Source organism: Actinoplanes missouriensis 431 (assembly GCF_000284295.1).
In the GTDB taxonomy this organism is placed as follows: Bacteria; Actinomycetota; Actinomycetes; order Mycobacteriales; family Micromonosporaceae; genus Actinoplanes; species Actinoplanes missouriensis.
This window is the reverse complement of sequence record NC_017093.1, coordinates 5,188,229-5,213,427: the sequence shown is the minus strand read 5'-3', so window position 1 is coordinate 5,213,427 and position 25,199 is coordinate 5,188,229. Positions and strand designations below refer to the sequence as shown.

The 25,199-nt window shown below is 70.5% G+C and carries 15 protein-coding genes; 7 read left to right on the top strand and 8 right to left on the bottom strand.

All coding sequences use genetic code 11. The features are described from left to right. The first annotated feature begins 46 nt into the window (after positions 1-46). Both mmsA and mmsB read left to right on the top strand, forming a co-directional pair. Positions 47-1,603 (top strand): multiple monosaccharide ABC transporter ATP-binding protein, encoded by a 1,557-nt coding sequence (mmsA, locus tag AMIS_RS24290; RefSeq protein WP_041830030.1) that lies wholly within the window; start codon positions 47-49, stop codon positions 1,601-1,603. Continuing rightward, entirely contained in the window at positions 1,600-2,829 is a 1,230-nt protein-coding gene (gene mmsB, locus AMIS_RS24285; protein ID WP_014445048.1) for a multiple monosaccharide ABC transporter permease, read from the top strand. Before mmsA ends, mmsB begins: the two co-directional genes overlap by 4 nt. Before the next feature lie 286 nt (positions 2,830-3,115). On the opposite strand, the gene AMIS_RS24280 is transcribed toward mmsB, so the two are convergent. From AMIS_RS24280 to AMIS_RS24255, 6 genes are all read right to left on the bottom strand, one after another. After that, a complete protein-coding gene (locus AMIS_RS24280; protein WP_014445047.1) occupies positions 3,116-4,099 on the bottom strand; it encodes an RICIN domain-containing protein in 984 nt (327 codons plus the stop codon). A 160-nt stretch (positions 4,100-4,259) separates the two neighbouring features. Continuing rightward, a complete protein-coding gene (locus AMIS_RS24275; protein WP_014445046.1) occupies positions 4,260-6,881 on the bottom strand; it encodes a VIT domain-containing protein in 2,622 nt (873 codons plus the stop codon). Continuing rightward, on the bottom strand, positions 6,878-7,534 hold the full coding sequence (locus tag AMIS_RS24270; protein ID WP_014445045.1) for a MerR family transcriptional regulator: 657 nt from the start codon (positions 7,532-7,534) through the stop codon (positions 6,878-6,880). Before AMIS_RS24270 ends, AMIS_RS24275 begins: the two co-directional genes overlap by 4 nt. 208 nt (positions 7,535-7,742) lie before the next feature. Continuing rightward, positions 7,743-9,953 (bottom strand): M6 family metallopeptidase, encoded by a 2,211-nt coding sequence (locus AMIS_RS24265; protein ID WP_014445044.1) that lies wholly within the window; start codon positions 9,951-9,953, stop codon positions 7,743-7,745. A gap of 57 nt (positions 9,954-10,010) precedes the next feature. Further along, positions 10,011-10,763 (bottom strand): ABC-2 transporter permease, encoded by a 753-nt coding sequence (locus tag AMIS_RS24260; RefSeq protein WP_014445043.1) that lies wholly within the window; start codon positions 10,761-10,763, stop codon positions 10,011-10,013. Further along, a complete protein-coding gene (locus tag AMIS_RS24255; protein WP_041831227.1) occupies positions 10,760-11,659 on the bottom strand; it encodes an ABC transporter ATP-binding protein in 900 nt (299 codons plus the stop codon). Before AMIS_RS24255 ends, AMIS_RS24260 begins: the two co-directional genes overlap by 4 nt. Positions 11,660-11,789: 130 nt before the next feature. Between AMIS_RS24255 and AMIS_RS24250 the strand changes: the two genes are divergently transcribed. After that, positions 11,790-13,088: a sensor histidine kinase gene (locus tag AMIS_RS24250; RefSeq protein WP_014445041.1), complete on the top strand. Its 1,299-nt coding sequence runs from the start codon at positions 11,790-11,792 to the stop codon at positions 13,086-13,088. Between the two features lie 106 nt (positions 13,089-13,194). Beyond that, a complete protein-coding gene (locus AMIS_RS24245) occupies positions 13,195-13,848 on the top strand; it encodes a response regulator transcription factor (protein WP_014445040.1) in 654 nt (217 codons plus the stop codon). 9 nt (positions 13,849-13,857) lie between these two features. On the opposite strand, the gene AMIS_RS24240 is transcribed toward AMIS_RS24245, so the two are convergent. Further along, on the bottom strand, positions 13,858-14,124 hold the full coding sequence (locus AMIS_RS24240) for a hypothetical protein (RefSeq protein WP_014445039.1): 267 nt from the start codon (positions 14,122-14,124) through the stop codon (positions 13,858-13,860). Between the two features lie 125 nt (positions 14,125-14,249). On the opposite strand from AMIS_RS24240, the gene AMIS_RS44680 reads away from it, so the two are divergent. Beyond that, positions 14,250-16,205, top strand: coding sequence for an APC family permease (locus AMIS_RS44680; protein WP_014445038.1), 1,956 nt, complete (start codon positions 14,250-14,252; stop codon positions 16,203-16,205). A 25-nt stretch (positions 16,206-16,230) separates the two neighbouring features. Here the strand turns inward: AMIS_RS44680 and AMIS_RS24230 are convergent, their stop codons facing one another. Next, positions 16,231-17,403: a dipeptidase gene (locus AMIS_RS24230; protein WP_014445037.1), complete on the bottom strand. Its 1,173-nt coding sequence runs from the start codon at positions 17,401-17,403 to the stop codon at positions 16,231-16,233. A 516-nt stretch (positions 17,404-17,919) separates the two neighbouring features. On the opposite strand from AMIS_RS24230, the gene AMIS_RS24225 reads away from it, so the two are divergent. After that, positions 17,920-19,491 (top strand): CBM96 family carbohydrate-binding protein, encoded by a 1,572-nt coding sequence (locus AMIS_RS24225; protein WP_014445036.1) that lies wholly within the window; start codon positions 17,920-17,922, stop codon positions 19,489-19,491. Between the two features lie 327 nt (positions 19,492-19,818). Further along, the gene (locus tag AMIS_RS24220; RefSeq protein WP_014445035.1) at positions 19,819-25,197 is read left to right on the top strand and encodes an OmpL47-type beta-barrel domain-containing protein; all 5,379 of its coding nucleotides are present in this window, start codon (positions 19,819-19,821) and stop codon (positions 25,195-25,197) included. The last annotated feature ends 2 nt before the right edge of the window (positions 25,198-25,199 follow it).

Below are 25,199 nucleotides of genomic sequence, written 5' to 3'. Positions count from 1 at the left end.
GGCCGGCCAAGGCCCCGGTCCGACCCCCTACAGCAAGCGAGTTGTGATGGCCAACGACGACAAGACCCCGATTCTGGAGATGCGGGGCATTACGAAGACCTTCCCCGGCGTCAAAGCGCTCTCGGACGTCACGCTCAGCGTGGCCCGCGGGGAGGTTCACGCCATTTGTGGCGAGAACGGGGCCGGCAAGTCGACCCTGATGAAGGTGCTCAGCGGCGTCTACCCGTACGGCACCTATGACGGCGACATCGTCTTCGAGGGCGAGGTCGGCCGGTTCAAGACGGTCCGGGACTCCGAGGAGCTCGGCATCGTCATCATTCACCAGGAGCTGGCGCTCAGCCCGTACCTCTCGATCGCCGAGAACATCTTCCTCGGCAACGAGCGGGCCAAGGGCGGCGTCATCAACTGGGCGCAGACCAACAAGCAGGCGTCCGAGCTGCTCGCCCGCGTCGGCCTCAACGAGGCCCCCGACACCAAGATCATGGACATCGGCGTCGGCAAGCAGCAGCTCGTGGAGATCGCCAAGGCGCTCTCGAAGAAGGTCAAGCTGCTCATCCTCGACGAGCCCACCGCGGCGCTCAACGACGAGGACAGCGCGCACCTGCTGGATCTGCTCCGCCACCTGCGTGACCAGGGCATTACGTCGATCATCATCTCGCACAAGCTGAACGAGATCGCCGCGATCGCCGACAGCACGACGATCATCCGCGACGGCCAGAGCATCGAGACCCTCGACATGCACGGCGCCGAACCGGTCACCGAGGACCGCATCATCCGCGGCATGGTCGGCCGGGACCTCGCGCACCGCTACCCGGACCACACGCCGAAGATCGGCGAAGAGGTCCTGCGGATCGAGGACTGGACCGTGCACCACCCGAACGATTCCTCCCGGGTCGTCGTCGACCACGCCAACCTGAACGTCCGGGCCGGCGAGATCGTCGGCATCGCCGGCCTGATGGGCGCCGGCCGCACCGAGCTCGCGATGAGCGTCTTCGGCCGCAGCTACGGCGCGAACATCTCCGGCAAGGTCTTCCTGCACGGCAAGGAGATCTCGGTCAAGACGGTCGACGCGGCGATCGAGCACGGTCTCGCGTACGCGACCGAGGACCGCAAGCACTTCGGCCTCAACCTGATCGAGGACATCAAGCGCAACACCACCTCGGCCAACCTCAAGCGGATCTCCAAGCTGGGCGTCGTCAACGGCGCGCAGGAGGTCAACTGGGCCGAGCGGTTCCGCAAGGACATGAAGACCAAGGCGAACAGTGTCGATGCCGTGGTCGGCAAGCTGTCCGGCGGTAACCAGCAGAAGGTCGTGCTGAGCAAGTGGCTCTTCACCGAGCCCGAGGTGCTGATCCTCGACGAGCCGACGCGGGGCATCGACGTCGGCGCCAAGTTCGAGATCTACGAGATCATCAACAAACTTGCCGACTCCGGCAAGGCAGTCATCGTGATCTCCTCCGAGCTGCCCGAGCTGCTCGGCATCTGTGACCGGATCTACGCGATGAGCCAGGGTCGAGTCACCGGACAGATCCCCCGCGCCGAGGCGAACCAGGAGAGCCTCATGCGCTACATGACCCAGGAGAAGAGCGGAGCAACGCGGTGAGCGCTTCCACCACGCTGGCGCAGCCGACGGCACAGCCGGAGCCCAGCAAGAAGAACGACAGCGGATCGCTGAAGACGTACCTGACCCAGAACATCGGGCAGTACGGCATCCTGATCGCGCTGGTCGTGATTGTCGCGCTGTTCCAGATTCTGACGGACGGCAAGCTGCTGTACCCGAACAACGTCGCCGCTCTGATTCAGCAGAACGCGTACGTCTTCATCCTCACCATCGGCATGGTCATGATCATCGTGGCCGGCCATATCGACCTCTCGGTCGGTTCGGTGGTGGCCTTCATCGGCGGCATCAGCGCCTTGCTGATCACCGATCACAACGTGCCATGGCTCCTCGCCGTGATCATCTCGGTCCTGGTCGGCGGCGTCGTCGGCATGTGGCAGGGCTTCTGGGTGGCGTACGTCGGCATCCCCGCCTTCATCGTGACCCTCGGCGGCCAGCTGATCTTCCGTGGTCTGGCGATCGTCCTGGTCGGCACCACCGTCTCCGGCCTGCCGACCGGCTTCAACGACATCAGCAACGGCTCGCTGCCGAACGCGCTCGGCTTCCTCGGCGCCCTCGACGGCCTCACCGTGCTGATCGGTCTGCTGGCGATCGGGGGCCTGGTGGTCAGCCAGATCCGCACCCGTCACGAGCTGGTCAAGAACGACCTGCGCACCGAGCCGTTCGCCGCGTTCATCGGCAAGATCGTGCTCTTCGTCGTGGTGATCGGCTACATCACCTACCTGCTCGCCAAGAGCGCCGGTGGCACCCCGATCGTGCTGATCATCGTCGGCGCGCTGGTCATGATCTACACGTTCGTCATGAACAACACGATCTTCGGCCGGCACATCTACGCGATGGGCGGCAACCTGCCCGCCGCGATGCTCAGCGGTGTGAAGACCAAGCGGGTCAACTTCATGCTCTTCGTGAACATGGGCCTGCTCGCCGGTGTCGCCGCGGTGGTCACCACCTCCCGGGCCGGCGCCGCGGTCGCCGCCGCCGGCAGCAACTTCGAGCTCGACGCCATCGCCGCCGCCTTCATCGGTGGCACCGCCGTCAACGGCGGCGTCGGCAAGATCACCGGCGCCATCATCGGCGCGCTCATCATGGGCGTGCTCAACATGGGCCTGTCGATCATGAACGTGGACCCGGCCTGGCAGCAGACCATCAAGGGCCTGGTGCTGATCGCGGCCGTCGCGTTCGACTTCCTGAACAAGCGGCGCGGCAAGTAGGTTTCCGCGGGCAGTTCGCACCGACAGCGCCGACCGGGTCTCCCGGCCGGCGCTGTCGGCTCTGCGGCTCTTGGGCCAGGTTGCGCCGGTGCTTGTGCCGGCGGCGTTTCAGCGGGGCGGTGCTGCGGTGCGGCCGCGGCGCTCCGGCCGCGTGGCGCTGCGGTGCGATGGCGGTGTTTCGGCTGCGTGGCGCTGCGGTGCGAGTGGCGGTGTTTCGGCTGCGTGGCGCTGCGGTGCGTGGCGGTGGCGTTTCGGCTGGGCGGTGCTGCGGCGGCGCTTCCGCCGATCAGCGGAAGGACCAGCGCTGGTTGTTCCCGCCCGTGCACCGGACGACGAAGACCTGTTTGCCGGGCCGGGCGCCGGAATACGGATCGGTCAGGCACATGCCGTTCGCCGCGTTGGTGAGCTGGCCGTTCTCGCCGAACGCCCACTGCGCCGTGGTGCGGGTGTCGCACCGGATCAGCTCGACGCCGCCGTAGCCGACCAGGTTCGCGCACATGTCGAGCACTTCGAGAGTCTTGTCGGAGTTCAGCCGCCACCGCTGCGGGCTGGTGCCGTTGCAGTCGTCGACGTGCACGTCGACACCGTCACCGGCCTCGCCGCCCTGCAGGTCGAGGCAGAGACCGTTGCTGCTGACCAGCGAACCCCGCGGTTCGACGAGCGTCGCCGGCGGAACCAGGTCGGCCGGCGGGGCCGCCGCGGTCGTCGTGGCGGGCGCGGCGGCGGTCGTGGTGCTCGCCGCAGCGGTGGGAGCGGCCGGCTGTGTCGTCGTCGATGACGACGGCGTCGCCGTGGCGGGATCCGTGGTGGCGGCGGTGCTGTCCGCAGTGCCGCCGCTGTCGGTCTCGCCGGTTCCGGTGCCCGCCGCGTCGTTCCCCGCGTCGCCGGTCGGCGCAGCACTGGGGGCGGTCGCGCTCGGCGACGGCGCCGGACCGGTCACGACCGGCAGCGACTGGTCGGGCAGCGACGTCGAGACCGCCGGCTGCAGCGCCGGGCGTACCACGGCATAACCGGCGACGGCGAGCACCGCCGCCACCCCGGCGCCGATCAGCAGCGCGGGGCGGCGCCAGCGACGGTCGCGGGGCTTCGCCGCACCCGGATCCGCAGCCGGCACCGCGGGAATCACCTGGGTCGGGATCTCCCGCGTCGGGTCGGCCGGCCAGGTCTGCGCGGACGGGGACGTGCCGCGCGGCTCGTCGTCCGCCAGAACGAACGGCCGAACCAGCAGCGGTTCCCGGTTGTCGCCGCCGTCCTCGCCTACGGAACCCACTGACTACACCACCCCCCGCTCAGGCACACCGATGAACCAACCTACCGGCCCGAGCGGAGCGGCGTGGGGGCCCTCCGGTCGATCCGCAGGGCCGGATCGGTTCCCCTCACTGATGGCGCCGGCTCTCACCTCCTGACTCAGCGGGCCCGCCTCTGCCGATTCAGCGCTTCCAGAACGGTTTGGACTTCTTCGAGCTCGTCGAGGAGCCGGCGCCGGTCTCGCTCGCGCTCCCACCGCCGTCGGCACTGTCGCTGCCTTGAGTGCCTCCGGTCCCGCTGCTCGGGGCGCTTCCGGTGCCCGGTGACCCGAACTCGGACAGCACACGCGCCGCTGTCGCCCACTTCTCGTCGAGGGGAGCGGAGCCCCGCAACAGCCCGACGAGCGTGCGCAGCATGTCCGCCGCGCTGTCGGCGACGGAGGCGAGCAGCACGTCCAAGCGGCTCGCCAGGTCGTCGAGCAGGTCGCGCCGGTCCGCGACGGGAAGCGTGGCGGCCTCGCGGAGGCGGCCGGCCTCGACGGCGACGAGATCGCGCAGTTCCGCGATGCTCATCTCGGCGTCGGCGGTCGGCGAGACGCCGGTCCGCCGCGCGCGTGCCGCCGCCGGGGTGAGGAAGCCACGAGGCGCCGGACCAGCGGGGACGCCCAGCACCCCGCCGCCTTGCGCTCCGCCGCCGTGCCCTCCGCTGCCGTGTCCTCCTCCGCCGCCTTGCGCTCCGGCGCGCTGTGGCGGAGCGCCGTGCACCGCGCCCTGCGCTCGCAACGGGCGGTAGCCGGGGCCGGCCGGAGCGGGTGACGGCGGGGGAGCGAACGGGGCGGGACCGGCGGGCGGGACCGGCGGAGCGGAGAGCGGCGGCCCGGCGTCAGCCGCGACGAACGGCGACACCCCGGCGACGCCGAAGCCGTGCGTGGGCGGCGAGGCGACGGGCGGCTCCCAGCCGGACGGGTACTCGACCGGCTGCGTCACCCGTTTCCCCTGACCACCCTCGTTGACCACGCGCTGGTCGACGGCCACATACGCCGTGAACCGGCACAACACCCCGAACCGCAGCGAGGTACTGACGATCTCCTGCTCCCGATGGTGGTCGCCGGCCGCGTACGCATCCTCGAGGTCCCGGACCCGGGCCCGTGCCCAGAGCGAGGTGACCGCGGGCTCGGACCGCCGCTGGACCGCGACGCCGGTCCGGAAGTCCTGGTCGTCGCGGGTGCGGCCGGTCACCGTGAGGCGTCCGGCGGGCTCGCCCCGATAGCGGCCGGTGATCACCAGCGGCACGCCGGGGTAGAGACCCGGCAGCCGTGCGGGGCTGCGGCTGTCGTCGAGCAGCGTGATGCCGTCGCCGGTCACTCCGAGACCGGTCACCACGGGGGCGCCGATCCGCCGATGGATGTGCTCCATCGCCTCGTCGAGACGGTCCTCGCTCTCCACCAGCTCGGCCCGGCCCGCGCCGATCGCCGCGAGCCGGCCGAGGAATCCGGCGTTGACCGCCCGATCGATCCCCACGGTGTGCACCCGGGTCGTGCCGATGAGCGGACGGATCTCCTGCAGGATCTGGTCCTCGTTGCCCACCTGACCGTCGGTGATCAGCACCAGGACCCGGTCACGGCCGCTGCTGCCGGCGAGCATGGTCAGGCCGCTGATCAGTGGGGTGAGCAGCTCGGTGCCGCCCCGGGCGTCGGCGCGGGCCAGGTGCTCGACGGCGCGGAACCGGTTGCGGTCGGAGGCCTCGCACAACCCGTGGTCGAGCCCGGCGGGGCGCTCGACGTGGTGGTCGAAGGTGAGCACGGTGAACCTGTCCGCCCCGGTCAGCGTGTCGACCACCCGCGCGGCGGCACGGCGGGCGGCCACCATCTTCCACCCGCCCATGCTGCCGGAGCGGTCGAGCAGCAGCACCACGTCTTTCGGCCGGGGCGCCGTCGCGGCCTCCGGCGGGAGGACGACGAGCTGATAGGTGCCCTCCGCGCCCTCCTCGTCGGGCACGGCCACGGCGGACTCGCCGCCGGGCGCGTAGGCGAGCCGGAGCACGAAGTCACGGTCGGCCCGCTCACCGGGGGCGATCCGCAGCGTGCCCTCGTCGTCGAGGACCGTGTGCAAGCTGGACCGCACGTCGCCGAGCTGAAGGCCGGCCGGATCGATGTCGACGCCGATGGACAGTCTCAGCGGGTTGGGGAAGCCGGGCAGCAGCACCGGCGGGGAGATGCGTGACGCGTCCGGGACGGCGTCGGTGTCCGGGAGCTGGCCGTCACCGGCATAGCTGTCCGGCAGGGGCGTGCCCGGAACATATCGCGGCGCCACCACCAGCGGGAACCGGAACGTGGCCGCGCCGTCCTCGTAGGGCAGCGGGCCGACCAGCCGCAGCCGGACCGTGACGCGCTCGCCCGGCATGATGTTGCCGGCTCGCATGGTGAAGACGTCCGGGCGCTCCTCCTCGGCGATCGAGGCGCGCTGACCCGCGGCGATGGCCTGGTCATAGGCCTCGCGGGCCTCGGCACGCTCGCGCAGCTGGGCCACGACCGTGCGGTCGGCGGCGGTCATCGTCATCCCGGTGACCGCGGCGCGGTCGGGCAGCGGGAAGACATAGGTCGCCTCGAGCGCCGTGTCATGCGTGTTGACGAACTCGGTGGTGAGCTCCGTGCGCACGATCAGGCCGCTGATCGAGGCGCGCACATCCAGCACGTCCAGCGGCAGGTTGCCACGATCGGTGCGGAGGGTGCCGAGGCCGGCGCCGGGCTGCTCCCGGAGCCGATCGAGCTCGGCCGGACCCATCGGATCGACTGAAATGATCATTCATTTCTCCCATTGGTCAGCCCACGGGACGCGAGCAGATCGAGCAGAGGGCGGGCGGCCGCGGCGAGGTCGTCACGGTCGATGCCGGCAGCGGGGCCGGGAACCAGCAGGATCACGCCGTCGCCGAGGGGGAACCCGGTGAGCAGCGGACCGCCGGTGATGTCGGGCGCGGCGTGCGCGACGCCGGGCTCGTAGGTGGCGAGGCCCGGTGGAACTCTCCGCAGGTCACCGGGAGGAGGCGCGGCCGGTGCCTGTTTCCAGAACGAGGACCGGCCCGCGCCGTCCGGCCCCGGCGCATCGTCGGTGGTGGGCTCGGCGGCGGCTGGTTCGTCGGGGGCCAAGAGCCCATCCGGTACGCGTGAAGCGGCTGCCAGTGTCTCGTCGGTGGCGCCGGTCAGCTCCGCCTGGATCTCGGCGAGCGTCCGCCCGGCTGCCTGCCGCCTCTTGATCGCGACGAGTTGCAGCAGGTGACGCGGCCCGTAGAGGGCGGTGCGCCCGCGCGTGCCGAGAGGACGGTCGACCAGGCCGATCGTCGTATACCACCGGATCGACCTGCGGTCGGGCAGGTCACGGACGCGTCCGTTGGGTGCGCCCGGGTACTCCGCGGCGAGTGCCGCGTGTGCCCGCTCGACCAACTGTTCCATCGTCCACATGCCGACCAGCTTGACACTGTCACCGTGACACTGTCAATCTCGAACCTTCGACGAGGCGCGGAGGGGCGTGGTGATGGCACGAGAATCGGTGACCGGGAGTCCGGCGCTCGTCCGCGATCCGCGCCGGAGACGATCCGCCCGCCACCGGCGCTCTCGTCCGACGTGGCGGGCAGATCGATCGGGCCGGCTCCGGCTCGGCTGCCTTCCTCTACCGCGTGGTGCCGCCGGTCGCCTGAGCGGGCTCTTCCCGGGGCAGCGTCTCCCCGTTCACCACGAGGGTGTAGGGGGCGTACTGCTCGGCCGTCCCGGTCGGCTCGTCGTAGGCGACGATCGCCGCGACCTTGGGGTAATCGTTCAGCCTGTCGAAATCCTCGAGCGGCACGATCTTGGCGCGAGCGCGCCCCAGCCCGACGAGCGTCACGTGCCAGTTGTGCACCGGTGTCGGGCGGACCTGGGTGGGCGACCGCCACTCGTCCAGGGCGGCGCTGTCGATCGTCTGCGAGCCGACTCTGACGTCCCCGATGTGCCAGCCGCCCTGGTTGACGGCACTGTCACTGACGTACCGGAAACCCAGCAGGACCCGCTTCCCGGCGTGCGCCGACAGGTCGTACCGGAGGGTGGCGCCGGTGGCCCGGCCGGTGATGCCCGCGCCCAGCGGTCCCGCGACCGTCGTGTCACCGGCGATCGCCCGATAGGTTCGGCCACCGTCGGTGGAGACCGTCACATATCCGTAGTCGAAGTCCTTCTCCAGGGCGTGGGTGCTGGTGAAGCGAAGGTTCGGGTCGGCGAGCGGCACGTCGACCGCGCGGACCGCGGTGGTGTCCAGGCCCGACGCGTTGCCGGAGAAGATCATGCCCTTGTCGATAGTCCAGCCCAGGGGGAGCGGCGGCAGCGTGGCCGCCCCCTGGAAACTGACCGAGCGCAGCGTGGTCGGCAGCCGGACATAATCGGCGCCGTTCGGTGGCGCCCCCGGCGTGCCGTGCGACCCCGCGCTGCTCAGGTTCACCGTCGAGCGCAGGCTGGCGGCGGTGACCCGTTCGCGGCTCGCGCCCTTGAGCACGCTGTCCGGCTCTCCGGCGGACTTGTCGACGAGCGTCATCGTCTGGAAATCGTGGAGAACGTCGTAGAAGCGTGTGCCGTCCGGCAACGCCTCCGCGAGCGCCTCCAGGCCGCGGTGGTCGGCGTCCCGGTGCAGCCTGGAGAGAACCCCCCGCCCGAACCGGTCACCCAGATACAGCATCAGCTGGTAGGTGATGCCGTAATCGGCGAGGACCGCGTCGGCGGTGCCCTCGTTCCACAGGTTGAGCGAGTTCGCCGGCCCGTCACAGTCGCGCGGGTTCGGATTGTTCGCCGTCTTCACCCCACCGAAACCCTGGTAACAGGCGAGGTGGTTGTCGAACCCGCGGTGGTAGACGCCGAGCCGCGAGTCGACGTACCCGGTCAGGGTCTGCGCGTAATCGCTGAGCCCCTCGTCCAGCCAGCTCTCCTCGTCCGGATCGGCGTAATAACTGAGCAGGTGCTGCCACTCGTGGGCGAACGTGGACTCGTACATCCGCGGGCGGGCCGGCCGGCTGGTGCAGAGGTCGTCGGTGGGCTGGTGTGCCGGATCGTCGCCCAGCCGATGCGCCCAGTCGAAGGCGTCGATGGTTATCACGTTGCGGTCGAAAAGCTCGTTGAGCTGCTCGGAGAAGAACCCCGCGATGTAGGTGGGCCGTTCCGGGTAGCTGACGAAGTTGTCGTCGCGGATGTTGTCGACGAGTGTCACGGTGCGGTCGCCGGCGCCGGTGAAATCGCCGTCGACGCCGGCGTTGGCCCCGGTGCGGGCCGGTGGCGTGCTGAAGGCGGCCGTCTCGGTGGGGTAGATGTTCTCGTCGAACTCGCGGACGAGGCCGGCGATCTGGGCGTCGGTGACCTCGGTGGCGGCGTCACCGCGGCAGTCGCCGATCGGGAAACCGAGGTCCTTCGCCACCCAGACCTCGATGTGCTCGCCGACCGCGCGCAGCACGTAATCCTTGCGGTAGACGTCGGCCTCGACCGCGTTGAGACCCGCCCAGCTGCGCACGGTTCCCAGCGGCGGCGAGGTGGGGGCGGCGCGGCGCCCGAGCGGGCCCGGCTGATAGGTGGCCGGCGGCAGCGGCCGGCCGTTGAGCGTGAGCCGGGTCGGCGGCGTCAGATCCCGGACGTCCCCGGCGGGCGCGGCCTGAGCCGGGGCGGACGGGACGAGCGCGGACGGGACGACTGCGGAGGGGACGACTGCGGAGGGGGCCGGCGACGGCGCCGGCGCGGCGGAGGCCGGGACACCCCGGAGCGGTGTGGGAGAAGCCGGGGCGGTGGTGAGTGGTGCGGCGGAGACGGGAGCCGCCAGGAGCGGGATGGTAACGGCAATAGTCGCGAAGCTCGCAAAAAGGGTACGCGTCACGTCTCGCGACGCTACCCGCGATCGCGAGATCGTGACGCCAACACCCACCGTTGTGGATCAGGAAACCTCCCGGCGGAGCACCCGCACCGTCCCGAGCAGGAGCGGGAGCACCACCCACACCGCCACCGAGACGCCGAACCGAGCCCATTCACCGCCGGTCATGTCGGGTTCCGACAGGGCCTGGGAGGTGGCGTTCAGGTCCAGCCACTCCGACGCGGTGCGCAGTCCCTTGATGGTCCCGCCGAGGATCGACCAGACCATCGGCAGCGCGAAGTAGATGACGATGGCGAGAGGCGTGTTCTGCAGCAGCGCGCCGAAACCGATACCCATCAGCACGAAGATCACCTGCATGAGAACGCCCTGCCAGACGAGGCTGCCGTCCATGCCCCACGAGGCGTCGCCGCCCATCATCCCGGCGATCACGTTGCCGACGGCGGCCAGCAGCCCGGTCGCGGCCGTGGCGGCGATCGCGATGATCGTCCCGGAGGCCAGTTTCGCCAGCAGGACCCGGCCACGCGCCGGCGCCAGGGTGAACGTGGCGAGCGCGGTGCGTTGCGACCACTCGCTGGTGATCGAGAGGATGCCGAGGACGGGCAGCAGCACCGCCGACGGCGCCAGCCCGAAGGTGAAGAACGCCTCGAAGGTCTGGTCGGCGTCCTCGGCCCAGCCGAGCAGGATCGCCGAGGTGCCGATCGTGGCCAGGCCGATCACCAGCAGCAGCCAGAAACCTGCCCGGGTGTCCGCGAGCTTGCGCAGCTCGACCACGGTGAGGCGGGGGAGCGGAATGGTCGGGTTAGCGACGACGGTCATCGGCTGACCTCCTCGAGGCCGTTGGTGGCGGTGAGTCGCAGGAACATCTCTTCGAGGCCGCCGGCGCCGGCCGGGCGCAGCTCCAGCAGCACCACACCGGCTTGGGCGGCGGCCTGGGCGATGGTCTCGGCGTCGGAGGGAACGAGCAGGGTGCCGTCCGCGGACCGGGTCGCCGTCACGCCGATCCGGTCGAACAGCGCCTCGAGGGCGGCCGGATCGCTGGCCCGCACGACGGTGCCGGCGGCGCTGAGCAGCTGGTCCTTGTCACCCTGTGCCAGGATCTTGCCCTGGCCGATCACGATGAGCCGGTCGGCGACCGCCTCCACCTCCCGCAGCAGATGCGAGCTGAGCAGCACGGTGCCGCCCCGGTCGGCGAACTCGCGGAGCAGCCCGCGCATCCAGAAGATGCCCTCCGGGTCGAGGCCGTTCGCCGGCTCGTCGAGGATCAGCACGGCCGGGTCGCCGAGCATCGCGTACGCCAGGCCGAGCCGCTGCCGCATACCGAGCGAGTACGCCCGGACCCGCCGCTTGGCCGCGGCGCGGTCCAGGCCGACGCGGGCCAGCCGCTCCGGCACCCGGCCGGTGTCCAGCCCCATCGTGATGGCGGCCAGCGCGAGGGTCTCCCGGCCGGTGCGCCCGGCGTGCTGGGCGGACGCGTCGAGCAGCACACCGACCCGACGGCCCGGGTTGCCGAGCTGCCGGTACGGCACACCGCAGACGGTGGCCCGCCCCGCGGTGGGCGGGGTGAGACCACAGATCATCCGCAGCGTGGTGGACTTGCCGGCGCCGTTCGGCCCGAGAAAACCGGTGACCGTGCCCGGCTCGCAGGTGAACGACACGTCGTCGACGGCGCGCTGCGCGCCGTACGTCCTGGTGAGGTTCTCGACCGTAATCATGGAAACAGCCTGCGGGCCGGTGGCGGGCCGCCGCTTCGGCCGACGGTCGATGCCGGTCATCCTTGGTCGATACCTCGGTTACTACTTTGGTCGGTATCGGCGCGGCTTTGCCGTCCGTAGAGTCGAGCGCATGGGGGCGTCGCTGACCGAGTACCGGTGGCTCTGGCCGTCCGCGCTGGCGGCGGACCCGGCCGGGCCGGTGCCGAGCCGGCGTTCCACACGTGACTGGCTGGTCGACACGCTCTGTTTCGTGCTCGGCTTCGGCTCCACCGTCCTGCTGGCCGCCGAACTCGTCGATCCCCATCCGACCGTTCTGCAGGAGTGGGTGGGGACCCCGTTCTGGCTGGTCGCCGTCGACGCCGTGCTCGGCGTGATCGCCGGCGTCGCGCTCTGGTGGCGGCGGCGATTCCTCACCTGGCTCGCGCTCTACCTGCTGGCGCTCGCGTTCTTCTCGATCACCAGTGGCATCACCCTGCTGATCGTCGTCTTCACCGTCGCGGTGCACCGCCGGTTCAGCATCCTCGCGGCCTATGTCGTCGCGGTCTGCGGCGTCAACACCGTCTTCGCGGCGGTGCGGGCCGAGCCGGCCGGCGCCGGGTTCTGGGAGAACTTATGGTGGGGCAACTTCATGGTGCTGGTCGCGGCGCTCTGGGGCATGCTGGTCCGGTCCCGCCGCCAGCTGATCGTCAGCTGGCGGGAGCGGGCCGAGCGCGCCGAGGCCGAGCAGCGGCTGCGGATCGCGCAGGCCCGGGTTCTCGAGCGCACCCGGATCGCCCGCGAGATGCACGACGTCCTGGCCCACCGGATCTCCCTGCTCAGCCTGCACGCCGGGGCGCTGGAGTTCCGTCCCGGCGCCCCGCCCGAGGAGATCGCCGCCGCGTCCGCGGTGGTGCGGTCGAGCGCGCACCAGGCGCTGCAGGACCTGCGCGAGGTGATCGGCGTGCTGCGCACGACGCAGTCCGACGAGGAGGAGGCGCCGGAGCGGCCGCAACCCACGCTCAGCGCATTGCCCGCGCTTGCCGACGAGTCCAGGTCAGCGGGGATCAGGGTACGGCTGAACGTCACGGCCGAGCCCGACTCGGTGCCCGTGGCGACGGGTCGCGCGGCATACCGGATCATTCAGGAGGGGTTGACGAACGCGCGCAAGCACGCCCCCGGTGTCGCAGTGTCGGTGGCGGTCCGTGGCGGGGCGGGCGAGGGGCTGACCGTCGAGGTCCGCAACCCGATGCCGGTGAGCGTCCCCGACACGGCAGCTGCCGGCGCGGCGGGGCTCGGTCGTCGTCCCGGGGCCACCGGTCCGGCCATTCCGGGCACCGGGATGGGCCTGATCGGTCTCGCGGAACGGGCCACGCTCGCCGGCGGGCGGCTCGCGCACGGCCGTCACGGCAACGAGTTCGTCCTCTCCGCGTGGCTCCCGTGGCCGTCGTGACCCGCACGGGCCGGCTTCCGGCCGTCGTGAACCGCGCGGGCCGGCTTCCGGCCGTCGTGGCTCGCGCGGGCGTGCTTCCGGCTGTCGTGGATCGTGGGGAGGTGTCGTGCGCACGGTGCGGGTGCTGATCGTGGACGACGATCCGCTGGTGCGGGCCGGGCTGTCGATGATCCTGTCGGGTGGCGGCGACGTGCGGGTCGTGGGGCAGGCGGCCGACGGCGCCGAGGTGCCTGCGGCGGTCGCCGAGCATCAGCCGGACGTGGTGCTGATGGACATCCGGATGCCCGGCGTCGACGGCCTGACCGCCACCGAGCGGCTGCGGCGGCGGCCCGAGGCGCCGCAGGTGCTGGTGCTGACGACGTTCGACGCGGACGAGTTCGTGCTGCGGGCACTGCGGGTCGGCGCCAGCGGGTTCCTGCTCAAGGACACGCCGCCCGGCCAGATCAAGGAGGCGGTGCTGCGGGTCGCGCAGGGCGAGGCGACGCTCTCGCCGAGCGTCACCCGGCAGCTGATCGCCCACGTGGCGGCCGACCCCCGGCCCGCGCGTGATCAGGCCGACGAGCTGCTCAACCGGCTCAGCGTCCGGGAGAAAGAGGTGGCCGTGCTGGTGGCGCAGGGCAAGTCGAACGCGGAGATCTCCACCGACCTCTACATGTCGGTCGCGACGGTGAAGGCGCACGTCTCCCGGGTGCTCACCAAACTGGACCTGAACAACCGGGTGCAGATCGCGTTGCTGGTGCACGACGCGGGTCTGGCGTGAGCGACGGCCTCACTCGAAGAGCGAGTGGTCGCGGTCGCCCTCGAGTCGCTTGCGGGCCCGGCGGCGCAGCTGTACCACCACGATGTCGATCAGGGCGACCACGGCCCAGGCGGCCAGCAGCCAGCCCGGCAGGGTCCAGCCGGAGCGGAACAGCACGATCGACAGGACCGTGCAGACGACCAGCCCGATCGCGGCGAGGACCAGCCGCAGGTTGAGCGGGCTGTACGGCTCCTCGACCGTGCCGCGACGTCCCTGTGGCTGCGGTCCGATCGGCATGCTGGCAGCCTACCCAACGGCGAGAGTGCCGAAACCCGACCGGTCATGATCGAGAAGTTTCTATATCGCTGATCCGCTGTGGACGTAATGATGGGAGACGGTCAACCGTTGATTAGGAGGCGCCAATGCCACAGCAGGTCGCCGAGCGCCGCCTCGGCACGTGGCCGATCTTCGTCATCGCGGTCTCCGCCATGACACCGCTCACCGTCGTGGCGGGGGCGCTGCCCCTCGGCTACGGGCAGGTGGAGGAGAAGGGCATCCCGGTCGCGTACATGCTGGTCGCAGCGGTGCTGGGCGTCTTCGCGGTGGGTCTCGCCGCGATGGCACGGCACGTTCCGAACAGTGGCGCCTTCTACGCGTACGCCGCGGCGGGCCTGTCCCGTCCCGCCGGCGTCGGCACGGCGTTCGTCGCGCTGCTCGCCTACAACGCCATGCAGATCGGTCTCTACGGCGCGTTCGGTGTGGCCGCGCACAACGCGATGGCGATCTTCGGCATCCAGGTCTCCTGGGTGATCTGGGCGCTGCTCGGGTGGGCGCTGATCGGCGTGCTGGGCCGGCTGAACATCGATTTGAACGCTCGTATCCTGACCGTCCTGGTCTGTGCCGAAGTGCTGATAGTGCTGGTCTTCGACTATGTGATGGTCACCCATCCGGCGGGCGGCACGGTATCGTTCGGGACCCTCAACCCCGGGCTGATCGCCAGCGCGGGCGGGGTCGCGCTGCTCGTCGCCGCGGTCGCCGGCATGGTCGGGTTCGAGGCACCGCTCGTCTACGCCGCCGAGGCCCGCGACCCGCGCCGCACGGTGTCCCGGGCGATCGGCCTCACCCTGCTGGTCGCGGCCGTGCTCTACGGCGGGACCGCCTGGGTCATGTCGGTCGTCGCCGGTTACGACCAGATCGTCGCGATCGCCGGCGACCACCTCGACGACCTGTTCTTCTACCTGCCCGACCCCTACCTGCCGTCGGTGATCATCGACCTGGGCCGGATCTTCTTCGCGACCAGCCTGTTCGCCGCGATGCTGGCCTTCCATCACACCGTCGCGCGGTACGCGCTGACCGTCGCCCGCGAGGGTGTCCTGCCGCCGTCGCTGGCCCGCACCCGCGGCGGCGTCCCGGTCACCGCGTCGTTCGCCCAGTCCAGCGTCGCCCTCGGGGTGCTTCTCCTGTTCGCGCTCGTCGGCTGGAACCCGACCACCGACCTGTTCTTCTTCGGCACCGTCTCCGGCGGTCTCGGCGTCCTGGTCCTGATGGTGATCGCGTCGATCGCCGTGGTCCGCTACTTCCGGCGCGGCGACCACGGCGAGACCCGCTGGCGGCGCGCCGTCGCGCCGTGGATCTCCGTGGTCTTCCTGAGCCTCATCCTGCTGCTCACCGTGGCGTCCTTCGGCATCCTGCTGGATTCGGACAACCTGCTGAAGGTGTGGTCGCCGCCGCTCGCCTTCCTGATCCTTTTCGTGGTGGGTGTGCGCTGGGGGAGGAAGCTCCGGCGGTGGCGCCCCGAGGTGTACGCGGTGATCGGTTCCGGCCAGCCGCCGGCATATGGGCCGTCCTCCCAGGAGGCGCTCGACGAGGAGGCGAGGGAGAGCGGAGACCTGGACGCCGACGAGCCGGCGGAGCCGGAGCCGGAGTTGCAGGAAACGGCGGATCGTGGAGCGGAGGAAGAGGCGGAGGGCGCGATCGGCGCCAAGGACTCCCCGCCGTTGATCGCCGCACCGTCGGAGCCGCGGTCGGAGAACGGCGCGTCGGTCGAGCCGCGGTCGGAGGACGCCGCATTGAGGGAGCCGCGGTCGGAGGACGCCGCGTTGAGGGAGCCGCGGTCGGAGAACGGCGCATCCGCCACATCGGGACAGAACGCCGCATCCCCCCGCATTCCGCAAGCACGAAGCGCACCCGACGCAATGACACCCGACGCGATGACACCCGACGCGATGACACCCGACGCTGTCACGCCCGACGACCCGGCCGGGACGGGTGCCGCCCCGAAGCCGGCGCGGGCACCGCGGACTCCGCGGCAGCGTTCCCCGCGCGCTCGCCGGCCCGACGCCCCGAATCCCGCTGAAGCCGACCGCCCGGAGGACTGAAAACGGACCAAATGCCAAGAAACGACTAGGAGGGTACGGGCCAGAGCATCTCCCCGGCCCGTGACTCGGCGTCCCGCATCGCCCGGAGGATGTTGCCCGAGGCCAGCTTCGTCAGGTCGGCCTCGGACCATCCGCGGCCGCGCAACTCGTCGAGCAGCCGCGGGTACCCCGACACGTCGGGCAGTCCCGCCGGCAGCTCGGTCGTGCCGTCGAAGTCGCCGCCCAGGCCCACGTGATCCACGCCGGCGACCGCCCTGGCGTGGTCGACATGGTCGGCCACCTGCGCGATCGTGGCGGCTGGCTTCGGGTGCGCGGCGAGCCAGGCGCGGAACGCGGGCTCTGCGGCCGGGTCCGGCGCCACGATCACGGGTACGGCGGACGGGTCCTCGCCGGGACGAGGCGACCGGGGCCACGGGTCGGGCAGCGCCGGCAGTCCGAGCCGTGCCCACTCGGCCTCGGCCGCGGCCGCCCAGTCCCGGACCGCCGCGGAGACGAAGGGCGCCACGAAGGTCAGCTGGGCCACCCCACCGTTGCCGGGAAGCCTGGTCAGCACGTCGTCGGGCACGTTGCGGGGATGATCGGTGACGGCCCTGGCACCCGAGTGCGAGAAGATCACCGGCGCGCCGGCGACGTCCAGGGCGGCGTGCATGGTCACCGGCGCGACGTGCGACAGGTCCACGAGGACACCGAGGCGCTGCATGTCCCGTACCAGATCGCGCCCTTCGGCCGACAGGCCGCCGACCACCGGCGGCTGCGCTGCGGAGTCCGCCCACGCGGTGTGGTGATTGTGAGTAAGCGTGACATATCGGATGCCGAGCCGCGCGAGTGAGCGCAGCACGCCCGTCGAGCCGGCGAGGCAGTGGCCGCCCTCGACGCCGATGAGGGAGGCGATCCGCCCGGCCGCCATGATCCGTTCGACGTCGGCGGCGGTGTGCGCGATCTCGAGGTCGCCGGGGTAGGCGGCGACCATCCGGTGCACCAGGTCGATCTGTTCGAGGGTGGCCGTGAGCGCGACGGGTTCCGGCAGGTCGGACGGGACGTAGACGGACCAGAACTGCCCGCCGACGCCGCCGGCGCGCAGTCGTGGCAGGTCGGTGTGCAGGGACGGGCGGTGCTGGTCGAGGCCGGCGACGCTCGAGCCGTGGAGGGCGCGGAGCCGCATCGGCAGGTCGTTGTGGCCGTCGATGATCAGCGTCATGTCCCATGGCTACCGCCCCGAGGCCCGGCACGCAAGCACACCGTGTGCCCGCCGCCGGGGGAGGCGGGAGCGGGCACACGGTGTGCTCGGACCGGGGGGAGACGGGATCGCACGGTGAGCGCGGGGCCGGGGGCCAAGGGCGCACGGTGGGCCTGCGGCTGGGGAGGCGGGAGCACACGGTGGGCCTGCGGCCGGGGGAGGCGCGGGCCCACCGTGTGCCGGGGGCAGGGCTGAACCAGGGGCGGCGCAGCGGGGAGAAGCGGGCGGGGACAGAGCGGGGACAAGGGCTTGAGCAGGGGAAACGCGGCCGCTAGCAGGGGCGGGGACGGTCTGCCGGGGAAGGCGACCAGAAGTGTCGGCACCGCGCCCCGCCACTTGAGCGAACCGCCCCCGGCAAAAAGAAAAACCGCTGCAACCGCACGGCACCTGTCCGGGTACTGGACCCGCAACCCACGACCCGCAATCTCTTTCACATGCCCGGCCGACAACGGCCGGACAGACCGGGGGAGATTCAGAATGCGACGTGCCAAGCTGCCGAAGCACCTGACAGCTCTGACCGCCGTTTTCGCGGGCGCCGCTGCCGCGTTGGCGCCGGGTGCGACCGCTCAGGCGGTTGCCATCAAGAAGACCAAGGGCACCAAGGAGATGGCCGTCGCCGCCGGCGACGACACGTACACCTCGTCGTCCCGCAAGACCGCTTCGTTCGGCACCGAGGACAAGCTGGTCGCGGGCAAGGTCGGCAATGACGTCAAGACGTCGTTCCTGAAGTTCACCGTTGCGGCCGGCACCGATGTGCAGGACGCGAAGCTGCTCCTGAGCGCGCTGGGCAAGCCGACCGGCAAGGTCACGGTTTCCCGCGTTCTCGACAACACCTGGACCGAGGGCAAGCTGTCCGCGGCCAACGCTCCGAAGGTGGGCCTGCCGATCGCCTCGGTGAGCCCGAAGAGCAGCGACACCAGCCTCGCCTTCGACCTGAGCTCCGAGGTCTACGGCCCGGGCACCTACTCGTTCGCGATCTCCGCGACCGCGCCGATCAAGTTCCAGTCGGCCGAGAACAAGGCCAAGGGCGGCCCGGAGCTGACCTTCCTGACCTCCGCCGCGATCAGCGACGCGGTGAAGTCCGCCGCGAGCGGTGCCGCGCCGAAGGCCGGCACGAACTGTGTCACGAACGCGAAGCTCGTCCCGTCCTGCAACATCCTCTGGGGTGGCGCGGCCGGCGGCTTCACCGACGCGCCGCGGGACCTCGCGCTCAAGGACTGGGAGAAGCTGAGCGGCCGCACCGCGACGATCTTCCACCAGTACCACAAGGGCAACGAGCCGTTCCCGACCAAGGCCGAGATCGCCATGACCAACGACCCGGCGAAGCCGCGCGTGCTGCTGGAGAACTGGAAGATCGCCTACGGCTCGAACTGGGCCAAGGTCGCGAAGGGTGAGCAGGACGCCCGCATCGACGCGTTCGCCAAGCGCGCGAAGGCGTACGGCAAGAAGTTCTTCCTGGTTCTGAACCACGAGCCGGAGAACGACGTCGTCGCCAAGCGCGGCTCGGGCTGGGAGGCCAAGGACTTCGCCGCGATGTACCGCCACACCATCCTCCGCCTCCGGGCGCAGGGCGTGACGAACGTGGTCAACGTGATGGCGTACATGGGTAACGAGAAGTGGATGGCGCAGAGCTGGTGGAAGGACCTCTACCCGGGTAACGACGTCGTCGACTGGGTGGGCCTGGACTCCTACGTCTCGGTCGAGAAGGGCTACTACCACTTCGGCGACTTCGGCGACATCCTGGACCGTGCCCCCAAGGGTGGCGTCGGTTTCTACGACTGGGCCGTCGCCAAGGCGCCGGGCAAGCCGTTCATGCTGGCCGAGTGGGGTGGCTACCACCGCGTCGGCAAGTACGCCGACAAGGACGCCGTCTACAACGACGTCCTGCCGGAGCTCGCCAAGCGTCCCGCCATCAAGGCGATCGTCCACTTCGACACGAAGAAGGACGACCAGGGCGACCGGGACATCAGCATCAACAGTACCCCGGCGAGCCTCGCTGCCTTCAAGAAGCTGGCCGCCAACCCGGTCTTCAACGTGAAGATCGGCTGAAACCCTGGCTAGCGAGCGCCGCCCGGCATCTGCCGGGCGGCGCTTTTGCATTTCGGTCACATCCCTTCTGCTTTTCGGCGACGTTGTCCGGGTACGCACCATGATCTCTTCCTTTGAGGCTGCAAGCTGCGGAAACCTGCCTGTTGACACGATCGCAACGTGCTGCAAGCATTCCCGAAAAGGTTTTCGTGAATCACTCGGAGCAGCCACCCGCTCCGAGTGGTTTCCCTGCCCAGAAGAGGCGAAAGGCGTCCACTTGTGACAGCGCCCGCGATACCGCGACCCCCTCTAGCTGCTCTGACCGCCGGCCTTCTCCTCGCCGGCCTGGTGTCCCTTCCCCCCGCCGCCCAGGCGGCGCCCAACAGCGGCACGCCGTACCCGGTCTTCACCGGCAGCGCGACCCCGGTGCCGGACGAGCGCACCGGCTATCACGCTCGCAACCAGCTCCAGGCCATCTTCGACGCCGACGTCGCGGCCGGGGCCGGGAGCAGCCCCGACAACGACTTCTGGATCGACCGGATGCTGGCCCGCACCGGCAACACGCCGGGCGGGTCCAACGGCGACGCGAACCAGTACCTGTTCAGCCGTGGCCGCGCGGTCTTCATGAAGACCCATCAGCCGGCGACGCTCGGCTTCGGCGGCGAGGTCGCCTACATCGAGTCGATCGCGGGCGGGCAGGGGGCGTACACGATCACGCTCTCGGTCGGCGGAGCCGACGTCACCCTGAGCGAGGACGCCGCCCAGCGTAAGCAGACGCCGAGTTACTGGCGGGGCGTCTTCACCAACAGCGCGGCCGGCCTGCGGGTCGTGCAGACGAAGTACATCACCGAGCAGAACGTGCTGGTCACCGACCTCGAGGTGACCAGCACGAACGGCGCGAAGGACGTGACGCTCAGCGCGAGCTCGCCGTTCGCCCGGACCGTGGAATCGGACAACGGCGAGCTGACCGGCGCGGTGCGCTCGTTCAACAAGCTGACCGACCTGTTCCCGCGGTTCTCCGGCGACGGATTCACGCCGGTCCAGGGCACGCTGCGGCGGACCGTCGCGGTGCCGGCGAACGGCTCGGCGCGGGCCAAGGTGCAGCTCGGTTTCGTCGCCAAGGAGAACCCGGCGTCGGCGAGCGAGTACACCGCGTTCCGTGACCTCGCGCCGGCCGCGGCGTACACGAGGCACGTCACGGCGTACAACCGGTGGTGGGCGGAGAACGTGCCCTACCTGGACACGCCGGAGAACAACATCGACAAGACGTTGTTCTACCGCTGGTGGCTGATGCGGTTCAACTTCCTCGACGCGGACATCCCGGGCAACGACTATCAGTTCCCGACCGCGATGGAGGGCGTGCTCGGCTACAACAACGCGATCGTGCTGACCACCGGCATGTTCGTGGACGACCTCAAGTACTTCCGCGACCCGGCGTACTCCTACGGCTCCTGGGTGTCGGCCGGCGAGGTCGCGAAGAGCTCGAAGTACGTGGACAACCCGGGCGACCCGGCGAACTGGTCGAACAGCTACACGGAGTACATCTCCGAGGCGGCCTGGCGGTCGTACCAGCTGCACGGCGGACCGGCGGCGATCGCCGAGAACCTCGCGGAGTACGCCGAGGACGACGTCAAGGGACTCCTCGAGGCGTACGACTTCGACGACAACGACCTGATCGAGTACAGCTGGGGCGCGATGACCGGCAACGACGCCGACGCGGTGTCGTTCGACTGGCGCAAGAACCAGAACATGGACCGCACCGAGAACGCGTACCTCTACTCCAACGCGAAGGCCGCGGCGGCCGCGTACCGGACCGCCGGGAACACCGCGAAGGCCGCCGAGATGGAGGCGTTCGCCGCGCGGATCAAGGCGGCCGTGCTGGAGCACCTCTGGGAGCCGGCCCGCACCACGCCGGACGAGATGGGCCACAAGGGCAATCTGCTCAAGCACCGGCACGTCGCGTCCGGTGACCTGGTGCCGTGGAAGGAGATCAACAACTACTACCCGTTCTCTGTCGGGCTGATGCCCAAGCCCGGTGACGCCGACTACGACCAGCCGTACACCGAGGCTCTGCGGCTGTTCGCCGACGACACCCAGTACCCGATCTTCCCGTTCACCACGGCGAATCAGGCCGACAAGGCCGCCGCGGCTGCGGAGGGCGACCCCGGCAGCAACAACTTCTCGGTGATCAACTCGACGGTGACGTTCCGGATGCTGTCGTCGGTGCTGCGCAACTATCCGACCGAGTACATCAACGCCGAGTGGTACAAGAAGCTGCTGTACTGGAACGCCTGGGCGCACTACCAGAACAACGGCGACAACCGGTACCCCGACCAGAACGAGTTCTGGGCCGACGGCTCGGCCGCGAACCAGAGCATCGGGTACCGCTCGTGGATCCACCACACGATCCTCGGCGCCACGAACTTCACCGTCATCGAGGACGCGATGGGCCTGCGCCCGCGCGACGACGCGAAGATCGAGCTGGACCCGATCGACATCGGCTGGGACCACTTCACCGCCAACAACATCAAGTACCGCGACAAGGACCTGACGGTCGTCTGGGACGCGCCGGGCGGCGAGCGGCACTACGGCACGGGCACGCCCGAGGGCTACTCCGTCTACCTCGACGGCGAGCTGGCGTTCACCGCCGACAAGCTCGGCAAGCTGGTCTACGACCCGGCCAGCGGCCAGGTCACCGCCGCGGCCGGGATCACCGTGACCAACGCGGCCGAGAAGAGCCTGAAGGCGCCGGAGGACGTCACCTTCGCGGCGGACGCGCGGGTCACCGACGTGATGGCCAAGGCCGGCATGAACCCGAAGGCCAACGTGGCGAAGGGCCGCCCGGCCACCGCCACCTTCTCCGCCTCCGGGCGTACGCCGGCCGGAGCAGTCAACGGCACCACCGTGAACGAGCCGTTCTGGGGGACCGCCGGCTCGCCGAACGCCACCGACACGATCACCGTGGACCTCGAGGGTAAGCGGAAGATCGACGACGTCCGGGTGCACTTCTACAAGACGTCGTCGACCGCCACGGTCCAGGGCTACGCGCCGCCCGCCCAGTTCACCGTGCAGTACGACGACGGCGACGGCTGGAAGACCGTTCCGGATCAGGCGCGGATCCCCGCGTACCCCCGGGGGAATCTGAATCAGGTCCGCTTCCCGGAGGTGACCGCGGAGAAGGTGCGGATCACCGTGCATCACACGCCGGGCGCGAAGACCGGCATCAAGGAGATCCAGGCCTTCGACACCGGGACGGCCGCGCCGCGGGCGGAGAACCAGCCGCCGCTGGCGGACGCCTGGGTGGACTCCACCTATCAGCAGGACGGCTCGGTGCGGCTGCTCGGCCTCGCGCAGGACGACGGCGATCCGGGCACGGCGATCACCTCCTCCTGGTCGGTGGTGGACGCGCCGAACGGCGGCACCGTCGCCTTCGAGGAGGCGAACGCGCCGACCACGATCGCCCGGTTCACCGAATCCGGCCGGCACACCCTGCGGCTGACCGTGAAGAACGGCGGCGAGACGTCCACGAAGGACGTCGTGGTGAACGCGTCGGCGCTGGTCGAGGGCGAGATCAACATCGCCACCTCGGCGACGCCGTCGGCGAGCTTCACGGCCGGCTGGAACAACGTCAACGCGGTCAACGACGACAAGGCGCCGTTCTTCACCGGCGGCTCCAACCCGGACATCTGGGCCACCTGGACCGGCAACGAGCCGTCCACCCGCTGGCTGCAGTACGACTTCCCGTCCTCGGTCCGGGTCAACCGGGCGTCGATCGACTTCTGGTCAGACAGCACCACCGGTGGCAGCGGCGTCGCGGTGCCGCAGAACTGGAAGATCCAGTACTGGGACGGCGCGGCGTGGCAGGACACCACCGGCGGCACCGGGTTCAACCCGGCCGTCCGGGGACGCACGAACGTGGTCACGTTCGACCCGGTCACCACGACCCGGCTGCGGGCGACGTTCAACGCGCTGCCGAACGCGGCGGGCAACCGCTGGTCGGCGGTGGGTGTCACGGAGTGGCGTGTCTTCGCGGCCCCGGCCAGCTCGATCCGGACCGTGGACGTGCGGACGCAGACCGGTGTGACGCCGGTGCTGCCGGCGACCGTCGACGTGACCTACGCCGACGGGGCTACGCTGCCGGTCGCCGTCTCCTGGAGCGCGATCGACCCGGACCGGGTCGCGGAGATCGGTGACTTCACGATCACCGGCTTCGTGGCCGGCACGTCGATCACGGCAAAGGCCCACATCTGGGTACGGGGCAGCGCGCCGGTCCAGATCAACACGGTCGACCCGGTGGCGGTCAGCACCCGTGCCGGAGTGGCGCCGGTCCTGCCGTCCGGTGTCACGGTCGGCTACAACGACGGGTCGCGCCAGAGCGGCATCGGGGTGACCTGGGCGCCGATCGACCCGGCCTCCTATGCCAAGGAGGGCACCTTCGAGGTGACCGGGCAGGTGGCCGGCACCGACAAGGCCGCCACCGCGACGGTCACCGTCGGGGCGGGTGGTCCGCAGGACACGACCGCGCCGGTCACGACGCTGACCGCGGCGCCCGACGCGCCCTGGGCGAACACGAACGTGACGGTCACGGCGAGCGCCACGGACAACCGTGACGCCGCGCCCAGGATCACTCTCAAGCGGGGAAGCGGGGACTGGGCCGGCTACACCGGTCCGATCACCGTGACCGACGAGGGCGAGGTCACGATTCAGGCCCGCGCGACGGACGCCGCGGGCAACGTCTCGGCGGTCACCGAGAGGACGGTCGGCATCGACCGGACCGTCCCGGCCGTCACGGCGGCGTTCGACAAGGACGCGCGGGAACTGACGATCACCGGCACCGACGCGCTCTCCGGGGTGGCGACCGTGGAATATCGCATCGGCAGCGGGGCCTGGACGGCGGCGACCGGCCCGGTCGCGGTCGGCTCGGCGGCGGCGACCGTCGAGTTCCGCGCGGTGGACCGGGCGGGCAACGTCTCGGCCGTCGGCACGCAGACCGTCGAGGCCGGGCAGGCGCCGGTGAACGTGGCACGGACCGGCGCGGCGTCCGCGTCGTTCACGCCGGGCTGGGTCACCCCCGACAACATCGCCGACGGGGTCACCCCGACCGGGCCGGTCGGACCGAACACCGACGTCTGGAACACCTGGCCGCAGGTGGGCGAGCAGTGGATCCAGCTGGACTGGTCGTCGCCGGTGACGGTGGACCGCTCCCGGATCTGGTTCGTCCAGGACATCGACGAAACGGGCGCCGGGGTGGCGCCGCCGGCGTCCTGGAAGCTGCAGCACTGGGATGGAACACAGTGGAAGGACGTCACCGGCGCGACCGCCTACGGCACCTCGGCGACCGCGTGGAACACCGTGACGTTCGACAAGGTGACCACCACGAAGCTGCGGGCGCTGCTCACCGCGTCGGGCACGGAGGAGGGCAAGGGCGCCCCCGGTGTCCAGGAGTGGGAGGTGTACGACGTACCCACCCAGGCGGTTGACCTCGAGGTGAGCGCCAAGTCGCAGTGCCTCGCCAGGACGGCGTACGTCGCGGTCACGGCGAAGAACACCGGCGACGAGCCGATCACCGTCGAGCTGGTCACTCCGTACGGATCGAAGACGGTCGCGAACGTCGCGCCGGGGAAGTCCGCCTACCAGAGCTTCACCAGTCGCAAGGCGGCGATCCCGGCCGGTGAGGCGACCGCGAACGGGGTCCGGGCACCCTACAACGCCATCACCTGCGGATAGAA

Bases quoted from the DNA above. Each gene is read 5' to 3' on its own strand.
- AMIS_RS24250 (WP_014445041.1), top strand. From the start codon at position 11,790: ATGGGGGCGTCGCTGACCGAGTACCGGTGGCTCTGGCCGTCCGCGCTG.
- AMIS_RS24225 (WP_014445036.1), top strand. From the start codon at position 17,920: ATGCGACGTGCCAAGCTGCCGAAGCACCTGACAGCTCTGACCGCCGTT.
- AMIS_RS44680 (WP_014445038.1), top strand. From the start codon at position 14,250: ATGCCACAGCAGGTCGCCGAGCGCCGCCTCGGCACGTGGCCGATCTTC.
- AMIS_RS24260 (WP_014445043.1), bottom strand. From the start codon at position 10,763: ATGACCGTCGTCGCTAACCCGACCATTCCGCTCCCCCGCCTCACCGTG.
- AMIS_RS24270 (WP_014445045.1), bottom strand. From the start codon at position 7,534: ATGTGGACGATGGAACAGTTGGTCGAGCGGGCACACGCGGCACTCGCC.
- AMIS_RS24275 (WP_014445046.1), bottom strand. From the start codon at position 6,881: ATGATCATTTCAGTCGATCCGATGGGTCCGGCCGAGCTCGATCGGCTC.
- mmsA (WP_041830030.1), top strand. From the start codon at position 47: ATGGCCAACGACGACAAGACCCCGATTCTGGAGATGCGGGGCATTACG.
- AMIS_RS24230 (WP_014445037.1), bottom strand. From the start codon at position 17,403: ATGACGCTGATCATCGACGGCCACAACGACCTGCCGATGCGGCTCCGC.
- AMIS_RS24255 (WP_041831227.1), bottom strand. From the start codon at position 11,659: ATGATTACGGTCGAGAACCTCACCAGGACGTACGGCGCGCAGCGCGCC.
- AMIS_RS24240 (WP_014445039.1), bottom strand. From the start codon at position 14,124: ATGCCGATCGGACCGCAGCCACAGGGACGTCGCGGCACGGTCGAGGAG.